The sequence below is a fragment of the Pseudomonas batumici genome, assembly GCF_036585405.1.
Lineage (GTDB): Bacteria > Pseudomonadota > Gammaproteobacteria > Pseudomonadales > Pseudomonadaceae > Aquipseudomonas > Aquipseudomonas batumici.
Map to the genome: position 1 here is coordinate 5103418 of NZ_CP144470.1, position 14374 is coordinate 5117791.

The following is a 14374-nucleotide window of genomic DNA, read 5'->3' on the forward strand; positions in this document are numbered from 1 at the left end:
GCTGTCGCGCCTCTGTAAATTCACCGGTTTGAGCGGTAGAATCGACGCCTTTCCGTACAACCCCGTGGAGTGATGGCATGGCCGACGTAAACAAGGTCGTTCTCGCGTATTCCGGCGGCCTGGACACTTCGGTGATCCTCAAGTGGCTGCAGGATACTTATAACTGTGAAGTGGTGACCTTCACCGCGGACCTGGGTCAGGGCGAAGAGGTCGAGCCGGCACGTGCCAAGGCGCAAGCCATGGGCGTGAAAGAGATCTACATCGATGACCTGCGCGAAGAGTTCGTGCGTGATTTCGTGTTCCCGATGTTCCGCGCCAACACCGTCTACGAAGGCGAGTACCTGCTGGGTACCTCCATCGCCCGTCCGCTGATCGCCAAGCGCCTGATCGAAATCGCCAACGAAACCGGCGCCGACGCCATTTCCCATGGCGCTACCGGCAAGGGCAACGACCAGGTGCGTTTCGAACTGGGCGCCTACGCCCTCAAGCCTGGCGTGAAAGTGATCGCTCCGTGGCGTGAATGGGACCTGCTGTCCCGTGAAAAGCTGATGGATTACGCTGAAAAGCACGGGATCCCGATCGAGCGTCACGGCAAGAAAAAGTCCCCGTACTCGATGGACGCCAACCTGCTGCACATCTCCTATGAAGGCGGCGTGCTGGAAGATACCTGGACCGAGCACGAAGAAGACATGTGGCGTTGGACCGTCTCCCCGGAGAACGCGCCTGACAAGCCGCAGTACCTGGAACTGACCTACCGCAACGGCGATATCGTCGCACTGGACGGCGTCGAAATGACCCCGGCCACCGTGCTGGCGACCCTGAACCGTATCGGTGGCGAACATGGTATCGGGCGTCTGGATATCGTCGAGAACCGCTATGTGGGCATGAAGTCCCGCGGCTGCTACGAAACCCCTGGCGGCACCATCATGTTGCGCGCCCACCGGGCCATCGAGTCGATCACGCTGGACCGCGAAGTCGCTCACCTGAAAGACGAGCTGATGGCCAAGTACGCCAGCCTGATCTACACCGGCTACTGGTGGAGCCCTGAGCGTCTGATGCTGCAGCAGATGATCGATGCGTCCCAGGTTCATGTGAATGGCGTGGTTCGCCTGAAGCTGTACAAGGGCAACGTGATCGTCACCGGTCGCAAGTCCGACGAGTCGCTGTTCGATGCCAACATCGCCACCTTCGAAGAAGACGGCGGTGCCTACAACCAGGCCGACGCGGCCGGCTTCATCAAGCTCAATGCACTGCGCATGCGCATTGCGGCGAACAAGGGCCGTCGGTTGTTCTGATCGATTGCCGCTCTGAAAAGCCCTGGCCGATGGCCGGGGCTTTTTTTTGCGGTCAGGACGATATCATTCATCCCGGTTGTCGGTGCGGTGATTGAGTTCGAAGCGGTAGTTCTTGCCCAGTTCGCAGACCTGGCGGAGGGTCAGGTCGAGCTTTTGCGCGATCTCGATGGCGGTGTAGCCGAGCGCGCAATAGTGCATGGCATGTCCGGCAATGGCATCTTGCGCAAACTCCGCCGTGGCCGTTTGTGCTGCCCGATATTTGCGCGTGAGGTGCAGCGAGCGGCTTTGGACGATCTTCAGACCGTTTTCCCGCGCCATGCGCTTTATCTCACTCTTGTTCATCTTGAGGGAGTACTGGAGTGCGGAGATGCCCGCGCCCTTGGTAATCAGCTCGCGCAGCAGTTCGGTCTTGCGTGTTCTTTCCTGTTCCTCTTCCTCCGGCGCAGTGAGGTGATTGCCAGCCTCCACGAGGGTCTGGGCGCAAACGGGTCCCTGTACGCGATCAATGGTGCCGCCGCGTTTGAGGAAGTCGTCGATGGCCAGGTCCAGGTCAAGATCCAGGTTTCTCTGCGGGGTGAGATGCTTTTTGAATGTGTGGTCGTTCATTATATATGGCCTGCTCGTCCGAGTCGTAGGATAGACCTTTGCTAATGTCGTTCGGTTTGATGAGTTGTATAAGTGATTGGTGTTGTTCGAAAGTATTGAAGCGGATCAGCAAGTAGCGAGTTTGCAGCCTGGAAAGAAAGGATCAAGAGAGAGGGTTTTGCTTTCGGGCTGTCATCTTGGAGTTGAAGGTAAGTGTTCTGGGCGGGGCGTAGTCCGTTTCCTGTTATTTTTATCGATCATGGATTGGAGTCTTTAAAGGGCGAGGGGGAGATAGCGTTGACGCTCAAGGTTTATGGAAACTGCGCAACTCAAGGTGAACTGTGTATTGATGGGCAGAGGGCGCGTATGCGTTGTCAAACGTTTCCGGTGACCCGGTATTAGAGTAAACGTCTTTTTGATAATGCCGTCCTTACTTATGTGTATGCCGGGAGGTTTTATAAAAATTTTCTCGACCGATCTCCGGCGCGGCTGCGGTGCACCTGGCTGCCAGCCCCGCTGCGCCGGACGTGACGGCGCACGGGCATGGATCAGGGGCATGCCACGTGTCGAGGGGTGGCTTTGCAAGGGGCGGTCTCATTATTTCTTGTTGCAGAAATCCATTAGACACGCATCACCTTGCGTTCTAATGTTTGAATCTGCAAGGCGAGCCAAGATGATGTCGTTTTGCCGGATACCCTGATGAAATCCCCTGGGGATGGGGTGTTTATCCTGGGATGTATGTCTCTTGGAGTGCAGATTATCCTGATGGGAGTCGTACTTTTTATGAGGGCGCTTTTTTGTAGGGCAAATCTCTGTTGTTTGTAGGGAATGTCTTTGGCTGGTACTGCCCGGTGAAGGCGCTATGCCCAGGAGGGTATGACTAGGCTATTGTGCTGACTCTGAAAATTCGAACAGCGAAAATTGGACTTGCCCATGAATAAAGTGCTGATCGTGGATGATCATCCCGTCATTCGTCTTGCTGTACGTATGCTGATGGAACGTCATGGCTACGAAGTCATTGCGGAGACGGATAACGGTGTAGATGCTTTACAGTTGGCGCGGGAACATGCGCCGGACATTGTTATACTCGATATCGGGATCCCCAAGCTGGATGGGCTTGAAGTCATTGCCCGTCTAACGTCGATGGGGCTTTCTTTCAAAGTTCTGGTGCTGACCTCACAGGCCCCCGGGCATTTCTCCATGCGCTGCATGCAGGCAGGTGCCGCCGGTTATGTGTGCAAGCAGCAGGACCTGACTGAAATGCTCAGTGCTATCAAGGCTGTGCTGTCCGGCTACAGCTATTTCCCCAATCAGGCGTTGCACACGGTGCGCTCCAGCCTGGGGAATGCCAGTGAAGCCGATATGGTCAACCGTCTCTCCGGCCGTGAGATGATGGTGTTGCAGCAGTTGGCGAGAGGCAAGAGCAACAAGGAAATTGCCGATGGCATGTTTTTGAGCAACAAGACTGTCAGTACCTACAAAACGCGCTTGCTGCTCAAGCTCAATGCCCGCTCGCTGGTTGATTTGATCGAGTTGGCGCAACGCAACGGCTTGGTTTAATCACTGAGGCTCAGCAGGGGCCTGGCCACGGACGTTTGAAGAAGGGGGGAAGGAAGCAGGGAAGACGAAGAAAACCCCTGGCATTTAGCCGGCAGGAGAGGGCCTGCGGTGTTGTATCGATGCTGTTGCGCGTGACAACGACACCTCCAGAAACCGAAAAGCCTCCGCAAAGGAGGCTTTTGAGTGGGCGCGTGTTAATTACAAATCAAAATCATAATCCGCCAATTGCTTCTGCAGGCGACGCTCTTCCAGCAGGTTGTCGATGGTGCGGCGCTTGCTGAGGTTGGTTTTTGCGACCTCAACCACGGGCTCGCTGTCCTCTGTTTCAGCGGCGATGAAGTCGTCCTCTACGTCCAATTGCTCTTTGTCGGTGCTCATAACATAACTCCGGGCTAAGACTGCCGTTGGCGCTCCTTATATCGATAATTGCCGGCCCGGTAAAAAAGATTTTTTCAATCGCCTGATCAATAAAGTTAATAGCGGCTCAATCGTCCGAAGTCTTGTCCTTGTAATCGCACAGGTCTTCGATCCGGCAACTGCCGCAACGCGGTTTTCGCGCCTGACAGACGTAACGCCCATGCAGGATCAGCCAATGGTGGGCGTCGAGCAGGTAGGGCTTGGGCACGAACTTCAGCAGTTGTTTCTCGACCTCCACCACGTCCTTGCCTGGCGCCAGGCCGGTACGGTTGCTGACCCGGAAAATATGCGTGTCGACGGCCATGGTCAGTTGCCGGAACGCGGTGTTGAGCACCACGTTGGCGGTCTTGCGACCGACTCCAGGCAGGGCTTCCAGTTCTTCGCGGGTTTGGGGTACCTCGCCCCCATGTTTTTCCACCAGCAGCCGGCAGGTCTCGATCACGTTCCTGGCCTTGCTGTTGAACAGGCCGATGGTCTTGATGTACTCCGACAATCCTTCGACTCCGAGGGCATGGATGGCTTGGGGAGTGTTGGCCACTGGAAAGAGCTTGGCGGTCGCCTTGTTCACGCCCACGTCGGTGGCCTGGGCCGAGAGAATCACCGCGATCAACAGCTCAAAGGGCGTCGAATAGGCCAGTTCGGTCTTGGGATCCGGATTGTCTTCGTGGAATCTGCGAAAGATCTCCAGGCGTTTGGCGGCGTTCATGGGGCGGTGGATTCCTTTAAGGTTGTACACGGCACCTGTAGAAGCATGGCTTGCCATTGCCAGCGAAGGCGTCCTCAAGGCCGCCAAAAGCTTCGCTGGCAAGCCATGCTCCTATAGGTTTAATTATGGGTCCAAGGGCGAATTCGGTTTGGCGGGCCGATGATGGCGCAAGGCCTGCCTGGCGGCCAGCAGCAGCCCCAGGAGAATGAACGCACCCGGTGTCAGGGTGGCCAGGCGCAATCCGTCTTGTGCGGCCCACAGGCGTGGCAGCTCGCTCACGGTCGGGACCAGCCAGCGCAGTTGACCCAGCAGCGTGCCGTTGCCCAGCAGTTCCCGTAGCGTCCCCATGAGCAGCAGTCCCGCCCCCAGGCTGGCGAGCAGCGCGGCGCTGTTGGCCAGTTTGCGACGCTCGAACGCCCCGAGGCGTTCCAGGAGCAGACATTGCAGGCTGAGCAGGGCCGGGTAGATGCCCAGGGCCTGGTGCAGTTCCCAGGCCCGGGATTGGAGGCCGAGCGAAAGGCAGCTGACCAGCGTGGCGGCTAGCAGGATACTGGCCAGCCCTCCCAGGTCCGGGTGAATCCAGGGCTTGAGTGTTCGGCTCGACAGGCCGTAGGCGCCGATCACGATCAGGCTCAGCAGCCACATCGAAAGCGCCTTGACCAGCGAGTCGCTGGCGCCGAGCAGCGGCGCCAGGACCAGTGTCCCCTGGAGCATCGCGGGTTTATTCATGGGCGGTCTTTCCGGTGAGCTGTGCCTGGTGTTCATCGAAGTAGCGCAGGGCGTCATGAATGGCATGGGTGGCAGCACGGGAGGTGATCGTCGCCCCGGCGATCTGGTCGAATTGGCCACCATCCTTTTTCAGATTCCAGTCGGCATCGGGCGTATCCGCGCGGGACTTGCCCAGAAAGTGCTGCAACCAGGGACTGCCCTGGTCGGCGATTTTCGCCCCCAGTCCGGGTGTCTCCGAGTGCGACAGGGTCTTGATGCCGAGCAGCCTGCCGTTCATGCCAATTCCGATCATCAGCTCCAGCGGGCCGCCGTAGCCCTGGGTTCGACTCTGCAGGACCACCGCGGTCGGTTGCCCGCCCTGGAGCATCAGGGTGCCGCCGAGCAGCAGGCTGTCGGGTTGCTGCGCCGCCTCCAGCAGCAAGGGGCGGCTCTCGTATTGTCCCGGCGGCAGGACGTCGAGCAGCCTGCGGTTTTCGATCGCTGCCCTTTGTTCCTCGACGAGCGGCAGCGCCTGTTGCTGCGCCAGCCAGGTCAGGCCGATCCCGAGCCCGGCCACGGCCAGCAGGATGATTGCCGAGGCGGTTCTGTTCACGCGGTCGGTTCCTCCACGCGGCGGGCTGCCAGGCGTTCCAGGGACGGTACGGTCAGGTTCATCAACAGCACCGCGAAGGCCACGCCATCGGGGTAGCCGCCCCAGGTTCGGATGATGTAGGTCAGGCTGCCGACCCCGATGCCGAACAGCAGGCGCGCCCTGGGGCTTCTGGCGCCGGAGACCGGCTCGGTGACGATGAAAAACGCACCGAGCATGGTGGCGCCGCTCAGCAGGTGAAACAGCGGCGAACCGTGGGAGTCCGACCCGGACCCATTCCAGCACAGCAGGCTGAGGACAAACAGGCTGCCGAGCATGCCCAGCGGCGCGTGCCAACTGAACACTTTTTGCCTGAGCAGGAAGGCGCCACCGGCGAGAAACGCCAGATTGACCCATTCGCTGCCCTTGCCGCCGAAATGCCCGAAGGCGGGGTTGCTGGTGAAGAGTTCGTCGAGGGTCAGGCTCTTGTTGATGCGCAGGGCGTCCAGCGCCGTGGCCGTGGCCCAGGCGTCCGGTTGCCCGGCGAGATGAATACCGAACACGGACTGCAGGCCGCCGAGCAGGTCCATGCCATGGTTGATCGACCAATGGGTCATGGGGCCGGGGAAGGTGACGAGGGCCAGGGCATAACCGAGCATGGCCGGGTTGAATGGATTTTTCCCCAGGCCGCCGTACAGGTGTTTGCCGAACAGCAAGGCGCTGGCCGAGGCCGTGACGGTCAGCCACCAGGGGCAGTAGGGTGGCAGGGCAATGGCCAGTAGGGTGGCGCTGACCAGGGCGCTGCCGTCCAGCAGCGCGGGGGCTATCGGGCGGCGACGCAAACCCAGGGCCAGCGCTTCGGCCGCCAGCGCGGTGCTGCCGGCCAGCAGCAGGTTGATCAGGATCGCCCAGCCCTGGAGCCAGAGCAGCACCGCGATCCCCGGCAAGGTGGCGAGCAACACCCATTGCATCGCCTGGCGGGTGCGTTCGTCGGGTCTTTCAGGTGGACGCATGGGCCTCCTCGGCGGCGCGCAGGGCCTGCTCCGCCGCCTCGAATTGCTGTTGCAGCTGCACCAGTTGCGCGGCCTGTTCGGCGATCGGCGGATGGCCGAAGGCTTTCAGCGATTTGTTCAGCTGCGCCCGGCTCATGGCCAGATCGATCTTGGCTTTTTTCAACGCGGCATCGGCGGCCGCGGCCTTCTGCGCCTTGATCCGCGCAATGGCGTCCTGCACCGGGTTGGCGGCGACCGGCTCGGGTTGCGCTGCGCGTTGCGTACGGGCCAGGCGTTCAGCCTGCTTGCGCTGCTCCTCGGCGTGCAGCCGTGCGTTACGGCTTTCGAAGCGCCGGCGGGCATGATTGCGTTTCTCCGTGCGGGCCCTGAGTTCTTCGGCGCTGTGGGCCAGGCCACCGACCACCGCTACGACCTGGGCCATGGGCAACGGGTGCATCTCGATGCAATCCACCGGGCAGGGGGCGATGCACAGGTCGCAGCCGGTGCACTCGTCGATGATCACGCTGTGCATCCACTTGGCGGCTCCGACTATGGCATCCACCGGACAGGCCTGGATGCACTTGGTGCAGCCGATGCACTCGGCCTCGCGGATAAACGCGACCTGGGCGGGGGCGCTGCCGCGCTCGGGGTCCAGCGCCAGTACCGGCACCTGCAGCAGCTCGGCCAGGGCGGCAATGGTTTCGCCACCGCCCGGCGGGCACTTGTTGATCGCTTCGCCCCGGGCGATGCCTTCGGCGTAGGGCTTGCAGCCCGGGTGCCCGCATTTGCCGCATTGGGTCTGCGGTAGCAGGGCATCGATACGTTGAATCAGGCTCATGGTTTGACCAATGCAGTAAAACCGAGGAAGGCCAGGCCGATCAGGCCGGCACCGATCAGGTCGATCGGCAGGCCGCGAAAGGGCAGTGGGACATCCTCGTGGAGGGTGCGTTGTCGCAGGTCGCTGAACAGGCTCAGGACCAGCCAGAAACCCAGCCCGGCGCCCAGGCTCGTGGCGACTGCCCGGGCCAGCCCCTTGTCGTCGGCGGCGTTGAGCAGGGTCAGGCCGAGGATGCCGGCGTTGCCCAGCAGCAGGGGCGCGAGTCCGGCAAAGGGCAGGCGTGGCAGGCCGCGAGCAAGCACGCTCAGGACCGGGCCGACCAGCAAGACGCTGGTGGGCAGGAAGACGAACAGTTTCAAGGCCTCCAGGCCCTGGGGCACCAGCACGTAGTGGTAGAGCGTGTGACTGATCAGTGTGGCGATCAGCATCAGTGCGCTGGTGGCAATGCCCAACGCATGCAGTGGAAGGCGATCCCCGGACGTGGCGGGGCGGGCTTGCAGCAACGGATCGACGCCCAGCGCCCAGTGCAACACGAAGTTGTTGAGCAGCGCAGCACTGACGAGGGGGGCAACAAGATCGATCATGGGCATGCCGGATTAGCGAACAAGGCTGATTATCCGGCAAGGAGGGACTGCGTACCAGTTTTGCCGCGTCGCGGACCATGATTGCACATGGCCCGCGAGCGGAGGGCGGTGCTTACTTGATCCGTTGGCCGGGTTTAGCGCCGCTGTCCGGGCTCAGCAGGTAGATTTCCTCACCGCCGGGGCCCGCCGCCATCACCATGCCCTCGGAGATGCCGAAGCGCATTTTCCGTGGCTTGAGGTTGGCGATCATCATGGTCAGGCGACCTTCCAGCTCGGCCGGGTTCGGGTAGGCGCTCTTGATCCCGGAGAACACGTTGCGTTGTTCGTCGCCGATATCCAGGGTCAGGCGCAGCAGCTTGTCCGCACCGTCCACGGCCTCGGCCTTGAGAATCAGCGCGACGCGCAGGTCGACGGAGGCGAAGGTGTCGAAGTCGATTTCGGCCGACAGCGGATCCTTGGCCAGTTCGCCATTGCCTTGGGAAGCAGCAGAGCCGGTATCGGTCTGGCTGGCGGCGAGGTCTTCCTTCGACGCGTCGGTCATGGCCTGGACCTTGACCGGATCGATACGGGTCATCAACGGCTTGAACTCGTTCAGTTGATGCTCGGCGAGCAAGGTGGCGTGATCGTTCCAGGTCAGCGGCGCGACATTGAGGAATGCCTCGGCATCGGCGGCCAGCAGCGGCAGTACCGGCTTGAGGAAGATGATCAGTTGGCGGAACAGGTTGATGCCCACGGCGCAGACGGCCTGGACCTCGTCCTGCTTGCCTTCCTGCTTGGCCAGGGACCAGGGCGCCTTGTCGGCGATCCAGGCGTTGGCGCGGTCGGCCAGCGCCATGATTTCACGCATGGCCCGGGCGAAATCCCGCGCCTCGTAGGCCTCGGCGATGCTCGGGGTGGCGGCCAGGAAGGCGTCGGTCAGTTCCGGCGCGGCGTTGCCGGCCACCAGCACACCGGCATTGCCCTTGTGGATGAAACCGGCGCAACGGCTGGCGATGTTGACCACCTTGCCCACCAGGTCCGAGTTGACCTTCTGCACGAAGTCTTCCAAGTTCAGGTCCAGGTCGTCGACGCCCTTGCCCAGCTTGGCCGCGTAGTAGTAGCGCAGGTATTCCGGGGACAGGTGGTCCAGGTAGGTGCGGGCCTTGATGAAGGTGCCGCGCGACTTGGACATCTTCTGGCCGTTGACGGTCAGGTAGCCGTGCACGTTGATGCCTGTGGGCTTGCGGTAGCCGGCACCTTCGAGCATCGCCGGCCAGAACAGGGCGTGGAAGTTGACGATGTCCTTGCCGATGAAGTGGTACAGCTCGGCCGTGGAGTCCTTGCCCCAGAACGCATCGAAGTCCAGTTCCGGACGACGCGCACAGAGGTTCTTGAAGCTGGCCATGTAGCCGATCGGCGCGTCCAGCCAGACGTAGAAGTACTTGCCCGGCTCATCCGGGATTTCGAAGCCGAAATACGGCGCATCGCGGGAGATGTCCCACTCTTGCAGGCCGGAGTCCAGCCATTCGGCGATCTTGTTCGCCACGGCGTCCTGCAGGGTGCCGCTGCGGGTCCAGCCTTGCAGCATGGCCTGGAAGTCTGGCAGCTTGAAGAAGAAGTGCTGGGAGTCCTTGAGCACCGGCGTTGCCCCGGAAATCGCCGATTTCGGGTCTTTCAGGTCGGTCGGGGCGTAGGTGGCGCCGCATTTCTCGCAGTTGTCGCCGTACTGGTCCTCGGTGCCGCATTTCGGGCAGGTGCCCTTGATGAAACGGTCGGCCAGGAACATCTGCTTTTCCGGGTCGAAATACTGGGTGATCGAGCGCGTGGCGATATGCCCGGCGTCGCGCAGGCGGCGGTAGATCAGGCTCGACAGCTCGCGGTTTTCCTCGGCGTGGGTCGAGTGGAAGTTGTCGAACTCCACCAGGAAGTCGGCGAAGTCGCCGCTGTGCTCGACCTGGACGTTGGCGATCAACTGTTCCGGGGTGATGCCCTCCTTCTCGGCACGCAGCATGATGGCCGAACCGTGGGCGTCGTCAGCGCAGACGTAGATACATTGGTTGCCGCGGTGCTTCTGGAAGCGCACCCACATGTCCGTCTGGACATACTCGACCATGTGGCCAAGGTGAATGGAACCATTGGCATAGGGCAGGGCGCTGGTGACGAGGATCTGGCGTGGCTCGGACATGGGGCTCGGCTACTTGAAGTGAAACGGAGATCGGCCACTATAAAGCGCCGGGCGATTTATTTCACCTGCAAGGCGCCCGCGCCTCAGAACGGTTACGATAGCTGTCTGTTTTACTCAGTCTTTTTCGGGAGTTGCCCATGAGCGCAGTCAATCGCGCAGCGGTGGAGGCCGTCCTTCGCCAGTACACCGACCCTTATCTGAACCAGGACCCGGTCAGCGCCGGCTGTGTGCGGGCCATCGACATCCAGGGCGATCGCGTCACGGTCCGGCTGGAGCTGGGTTATGCCGCCGGCCTGTTCAAGAGCGGCTGGGCGCAGATGCTGCAGATGGCCGTCGAAGGCCTGGACGGCGTGGCCTCGGCCAAGGTCGAGATCGATTGCGTGATTGCCGCCCACAAGGCCCAGGCGCAGATTCCGGGCCTGGCCAACGTGAAGAACGTGGTAGCGGTGGCGTCCGGCAAGGGCGGGGTGGGCAAGTCCACCACGGCGGCCAACCTGGCGCTGGCGCTGGCCCGCGAAGGGGCCCGGGTCGGCATTCTCGACGCCGATATCTACGGACCGAGCCAGGGCATCATGTTCGGCATCGCCGAAGGCACGCGGCCGAAGATCAAGGAACAGAAGTGGTTCGTGCCCATCGAGTCCCATGGCGTGGAAGTGATGTCCATGGCCTTCCTGACCGACGACAACACACCGATGGTCTGGCGCGGTCCGATGGTCTCCGGAGCCTTGCTGCAACTGGTGACCCAGACCGACTGGGGCAACCTGGACTACCTGGTGATCGACATGCCGCCGGGCACCGGCGATATCCAGCTGACCCTGGCGCAGAAGGTCCCGGTGGCCGGCGCGGTGATCGTCACCACCCCGCAGGACCTGGCCCTGCTGGATGCCCGCAAGGGCGTGGAGATGTTCCGCAAGGTGAATATTCCGGTGCTGGGTGTCGTGGAGAACATGGCGGTGCACATCTGCTCCAACTGTGGCCATGCCGAGCATCTGTTCGGTGAGGGCGGCGGTGAGAAGCTGGCGAGCCAGTATGGCGTCGAGTTGCTGGCCTCGTTGCCGTTGTCGATGCTGATCCGCGAACAGGCCGACGGCGGCAAGCCGACGGTGATCGCCGAACCGGACAGCCAGATCGCCATGGTCTATCAGGAGCTGGCACGGCACGTGGGTGCGCGGATCGTGTTGCAGGAAGCGGTCAACCAGGCGATGCCGAATATCACCGTCAGCGACGATTGATACGAGAGGTTTGGGCGCCCCGCTGAATCGATGCAGGGCGTGGATCGTGTGGGAGCTGGCTTGCCGGCGATGGCGTTTTATCTGGCGATGGATGTGTCGACTGTTATATCGCTATCGCCGGCAAGCCGGCTCCCACGGGTTTTGTGTCGTACGGCTGATTGGCGTACGCCCCCGATATCTTGCACAGACCGGCAAAAACACCCGGGCACAAAAAAGCCCCGCTGTTGAGGGCGGGGCTTTTTTACTGGATCAGTACAAGTTAGATAACTTGAACTTCTTCAGCTTGCATGCCTTTCTGACCGCGGGTAGCGATGAAAGAGACCTGCTGGCCTTCTTTCAGGCTTTTGAAGCCGTCGGATTGGATGGCTTTGAAGTGTACGAACAGATCGTCACCGGATTGTGGAGTGATGAAGCCGAAGCCTTTTTCATCGTTGAACCACTTAACGGTACCGGTTTGGCGATTAGACATTTGATGTCTCCTTGGACAAAGTTAACTGCGACTCAGGAAAAGCCCTGGCCGAGACTGAGTGCAAAGAGCAGGAAAAATTCTTGGAGATGGTTGGATCGAAATTCAACATCGTGTAGAGATTCTCAGTGACACAAGCAGCACAGTGGCGCCACCATACCCCACTTTCCGAGACGTGCCAATGGTCTTCACCCAGGTTTCGCCTATTTCATGACTGACGGCGGTACGCCGGGCTGTTGGCCCGGCTCAAAGGGCCGATTTGTCAGGCCTGTGCACGTTGTCACCGCGAGAAAAGACCGCGACGCTTTGAACCCGACGACGCGCCCCGGTAAGATGCCGGACAGAATTTCTCCACCTCGCTATTTCAGGACACCCGCCATGAGCATCAAATCGGACAAGTGGATTCGCCGCATGGCGCTAGAGCACGGCATGATCGAGCCCTTCGTCGAGCGCCAGGTGCGTGGCGAAGGCGCCGACCGGGTGATCTCCTTCGGGGTGTCGAGCTATGGCTACGATGTGCGTTGCGCCGATGAGTTCAAGGTGTTCACCAACATCAATTCGGCGACCGTCGATCCGAAAAACTTCGACGCGGGCAGCTTCGTCGATATCAAGAGCGACGTCTGCATCATCCCGCCTAACTCCTTCGCCCTGGCCCGCACCGTCGAGTACTTCCGCATTCCGCGCAACGTGCTGACCATCTGCCTGGGCAAGAGCACCTATGCCCGCTGCGGAATCATCGTCAATGTCACGCCGCTGGAGCCGGAATGGGAAGGCCACGTGACCCTGGAGTTCTCCAACACCACCACGCTGCCGGCGAAGATCTACGCCAACGAAGGCGTGGCGCAGATGTTGTTCCTGGAGTCCGATGAAGAGTGCGAAGTCTCCTATAAGGACCGTGGCGGCAAGTATCAGGGCCAACGTGGCGTGACCCTGCCGCGCACCTGACGAAGGGCGCTGAAAGAGGGCATTCCCGGGCGTACGGACACTCTATTATTAAAGAGACCGTCCCGGTTCGTGCAAGGCGAGCCGGGCTTCAACGCCCAGGAGTGCCCCATGAAGAACGATCCGCGCATCAGCGACTCACTGGCGAAACTTCGACCCAATCACGTGGGGCTGCTGGCCTGGTCGTTGCTGCCGCATCCGCAGGCCCCGGTCGGCGGTATTCCGGGTATCCCCGGGCAGCCTGACCCCGATACGCCACAACCCGACGAACAGCCCCACCCGTACGAGCCCAACAAGCCATACGTTCCCGATGAGACGCCATCACCCGAGGACTGATGCCGATTTGTCGTTACTGGCTGCTCCTACAATGGGTTAGCGGTTAATCTGGAGTGGTGTGCTTGTCGCGCACCCATGGATCCAGACCAGAAAGGACCGCTCATGACGCTTGCCATTCCCGTGTATTTTTCCCGCGCCCTGTTCGCCGGGCTGTTGCTGGCCGGTAGCGCCGTTGCCGCGCCGGAACCACTGGCGGGGAGCACGGTCCCCCGGCAGGAGGCCACCAGCAGCCGGCTTGACCGGATTGTCCAGCAAGGCGTGCTGCGCGTCGGCACCACCGGTGACTACAAGCCGTTCAGCTACCGGAACGCGGACGGTTTTATCGGGCTGGATATCGAACTGGCCCAAGGACTGGCGGCATCCCTGGGGGTGAAGCTGGAACTGGTGCCGACCACCTGGCCGACGCTGATGGGCGATCTGCAGGCCGACAGGTTCGACCTCGGGATCAGCGGGATCTCGGTGAACATGGAGCGCCAGAAGCTGGCGTTTTTCTCACAGCCTTACCAGCGTGACGGCAAGACGCCGATCACCCTCTGTGCAAGGCAGCAGGAATTCCAGACCCTGGCCCAGATCGACCGTCCGGGTGTCACGGCCATCGTCAATCCCGGCGGGACCAATGAGAAGTTCGCCCGTGCCAACCTCAAGCAGGCGCAGATCCTGGTCCATCCGGACAACGTGACGATCTTCCAGCAGATCGTCGACGGCAAGGCCGACCTGATGATGACCGATGCGGTGGAAACCCGGGTGCAGCAGAAACTGCATCCCGAGCTGTGCGCGGTGCACCCGGACCAGCCTTTCGACTTCTCCGAGAAGGCCGTGCTGCTGCCCCGTGACATCGTGCTCAAGCAGTATGTCGACCAGTGGCTGCACCAGGATATGGAAAGTGGCCGCTTCGCCAAGCGCCTGGAGACATGGTTGGCCTATCCGTGGCCGGCGGCGCACGGCTGAGCGTGCGCCAGG

General features: G+C 61.3%; 15 protein-coding genes and 1 pseudogene. 6 read left to right on the forward strand and 10 right to left on the reverse strand.

Features of this window, described 5'->3' with window-relative positions:
- Window positions 1-77 precede the first annotated feature (77 nt).
- Complete coding sequence (locus NUH87_RS23210) at window positions 78-1295, forward strand: argininosuccinate synthase (RefSeq protein ID WP_040070342.1); 1218 nt, start codon at window positions 78-80, stop codon at window positions 1293-1295.
- Window positions 1296-1358: 63 nt separating this feature from the next.
- Here the strand turns inward: NUH87_RS23210 and NUH87_RS23215 are convergent, their stop codons facing one another.
- The gene (locus NUH87_RS23215; protein WP_338522838.1) at window positions 1359-1901 is read right to left on the reverse strand and encodes a hypothetical protein; all 543 of its coding nucleotides are present in this window, start codon (window positions 1899-1901) and stop codon (window positions 1359-1361) included.
- Between the two features lie 912 nt (window positions 1902-2813).
- On the opposite strand from NUH87_RS23215, the gene NUH87_RS23220 reads away from it, so the two are divergent.
- A complete protein-coding gene (locus NUH87_RS23220; protein ID WP_040070340.1) occupies window positions 2814-3440 on the forward strand; it encodes a response regulator transcription factor in 627 nt (208 codons plus the stop codon).
- Window positions 3441-3638: 198 nt separating this feature from the next.
- On the opposite strand, the gene NUH87_RS23225 is transcribed toward NUH87_RS23220, so the two are convergent.
- The 8 genes and pseudogenes from NUH87_RS23225 to metG form a co-directional block, all read right to left on the reverse strand.
- Complete coding sequence (locus NUH87_RS23225; RefSeq protein WP_040070339.1) at window positions 3639-3818, reverse strand: PA3496 family putative envelope integrity protein; 180 nt, start codon at window positions 3816-3818, stop codon at window positions 3639-3641.
- A gap of 106 nt (window positions 3819-3924) precedes the next feature.
- Complete coding sequence (gene nth / locus NUH87_RS23230; RefSeq protein ID WP_040070338.1) at window positions 3925-4563, reverse strand: endonuclease III; 639 nt, start codon at window positions 4561-4563, stop codon at window positions 3925-3927.
- Between the two features lie 123 nt (window positions 4564-4686).
- Complete coding sequence (locus NUH87_RS23235; protein ID WP_338522839.1) at window positions 4687-5292, reverse strand: Rnf-Nqr domain containing protein; 606 nt, start codon at window positions 5290-5292, stop codon at window positions 4687-4689.
- The gene (locus NUH87_RS23240; RefSeq protein WP_040070336.1) at window positions 5285-5884 is read right to left on the reverse strand and encodes an RnfABCDGE type electron transport complex subunit G; all 600 of its coding nucleotides are present in this window, start codon (window positions 5882-5884) and stop codon (window positions 5285-5287) included. The genes NUH87_RS23235 and NUH87_RS23240 overlap by 8 nt, the downstream gene beginning before the upstream one ends.
- Window positions 5881-6873 carry an RnfABCDGE type electron transport complex subunit D gene (locus NUH87_RS23245; protein WP_338522840.1) on the reverse strand — a complete coding sequence of 331 codons (993 nt, stop codon included), beginning with the start codon at window positions 6871-6873 and terminating at the stop codon, window positions 5881-5883. Before NUH87_RS23245 ends, NUH87_RS23240 begins: the two co-directional genes overlap by 4 nt.
- A gap of 1 nt (window position 6874) precedes the next feature.
- Window positions 6875-7690 (reverse strand): annotated as a pseudogene (gene rsxB / locus NUH87_RS23250) (electron transport complex subunit RsxB); the annotation flags it as partial.
- Window positions 7687-8274 (reverse strand): Rnf-Nqr domain containing protein, encoded by a 588-nt coding sequence (locus tag NUH87_RS23255; protein ID WP_338522841.1) that lies wholly within the window; start codon window positions 8272-8274, stop codon window positions 7687-7689. The pseudogene rsxB and the gene NUH87_RS23255, both read right to left, overlap by 4 nt.
- A gap of 112 nt (window positions 8275-8386) precedes the next feature.
- On the reverse strand, window positions 8387-10438 hold the full coding sequence (gene metG / locus NUH87_RS23260) for a methionine--tRNA ligase (RefSeq protein WP_338522842.1): 2052 nt from the start codon (window positions 10436-10438) through the stop codon (window positions 8387-8389).
- Window positions 10439-10575: 137 nt separating this feature from the next.
- Between metG and apbC the strand changes: the two genes are divergently transcribed.
- On the forward strand, window positions 10576-11670 hold the full coding sequence (gene apbC / locus NUH87_RS23265) for an iron-sulfur cluster carrier protein ApbC (protein ID WP_338522843.1): 1095 nt from the start codon (window positions 10576-10578) through the stop codon (window positions 11668-11670).
- 259 nt (window positions 11671-11929) lie between these two features.
- Here the strand turns inward: apbC and NUH87_RS23270 are convergent, their stop codons facing one another.
- Complete coding sequence (locus NUH87_RS23270; protein WP_002554837.1) at window positions 11930-12139, reverse strand: cold-shock protein; 210 nt, start codon at window positions 12137-12139, stop codon at window positions 11930-11932.
- 375 nt (window positions 12140-12514) lie between these two features.
- Between NUH87_RS23270 and dcd the strand changes: the two genes are divergently transcribed.
- The 3 genes from dcd to NUH87_RS23285 all read left to right on the forward strand — a co-directional run bounded on the left by dcd (window position 12515) and on the right by NUH87_RS23285 (window position 14362).
- Window positions 12515-13081, forward strand: a complete 567-nt coding sequence (dcd, locus tag NUH87_RS23275) for a dCTP deaminase (RefSeq protein WP_040070331.1) — start codon at window positions 12515-12517, stop codon at window positions 13079-13081.
- 108 nt (window positions 13082-13189) lie between these two features.
- Window positions 13190-13414, forward strand: coding sequence for a hypothetical protein (locus tag NUH87_RS23280; RefSeq protein WP_338522844.1), 225 nt, complete (start codon window positions 13190-13192; stop codon window positions 13412-13414).
- 102 nt (window positions 13415-13516) lie between these two features.
- On the forward strand, window positions 13517-14362 hold the full coding sequence (locus tag NUH87_RS23285) for a transporter substrate-binding domain-containing protein (protein WP_338522845.1): 846 nt from the start codon (window positions 13517-13519) through the stop codon (window positions 14360-14362).
- Window positions 14363-14374 lie beyond the last annotated feature (12 nt).

Coding starts and splice junctions, on each gene's coding strand:
- NUH87_RS23225 (WP_040070339.1), bottom strand. CDS start 3,818: ATGAGCACCGACAAAGAGCAATTGGACGTAGAGGACGACTTCATCGCC.
- NUH87_RS23220 (WP_040070340.1), top strand. CDS start 2,814: ATGAATAAAGTGCTGATCGTGGATGATCATCCCGTCATTCGTCTTGCT.
- NUH87_RS23210 (WP_040070342.1), top strand. CDS start 78: ATGGCCGACGTAAACAAGGTCGTTCTCGCGTATTCCGGCGGCCTGGAC.
- NUH87_RS23280 (WP_338522844.1), top strand. CDS start 13,190: ATGAAGAACGATCCGCGCATCAGCGACTCACTGGCGAAACTTCGACCC.
- NUH87_RS23270 (WP_002554837.1), bottom strand. CDS start 12,139: ATGTCTAATCGCCAAACCGGTACCGTTAAGTGGTTCAACGATGAAAAA.
- nth (WP_040070338.1), bottom strand. CDS start 4,563: ATGAACGCCGCCAAACGCCTGGAGATCTTTCGCAGATTCCACGAAGAC.
- NUH87_RS23255 (WP_338522841.1), bottom strand. CDS start 8,274: ATGATCGATCTTGTTGCCCCCCTCGTCAGTGCTGCGCTGCTCAACAAC.
- apbC (WP_338522843.1), top strand. CDS start 10,576: ATGAGCGCAGTCAATCGCGCAGCGGTGGAGGCCGTCCTTCGCCAGTAC.
- dcd (WP_040070331.1), top strand. CDS start 12,515: ATGAGCATCAAATCGGACAAGTGGATTCGCCGCATGGCGCTAGAGCAC.
- NUH87_RS23215 (WP_338522838.1), bottom strand. CDS start 1,901: ATGAACGACCACACATTCAAAAAGCATCTCACCCCGCAGAGAAACCTG.
- NUH87_RS23285 (WP_338522845.1), top strand. CDS start 13,517: ATGACGCTTGCCATTCCCGTGTATTTTTCCCGCGCCCTGTTCGCCGGG.
- metG (WP_338522842.1), bottom strand. CDS start 10,438: ATGTCCGAGCCACGCCAGATCCTCGTCACCAGCGCCCTGCCCTATGCC.
- NUH87_RS23235 (WP_338522839.1), bottom strand. CDS start 5,292: ATGAATAAACCCGCGATGCTCCAGGGGACACTGGTCCTGGCGCCGCTG.
- NUH87_RS23245 (WP_338522840.1), bottom strand. CDS start 6,873: ATGCGTCCACCTGAAAGACCCGACGAACGCACCCGCCAGGCGATGCAA.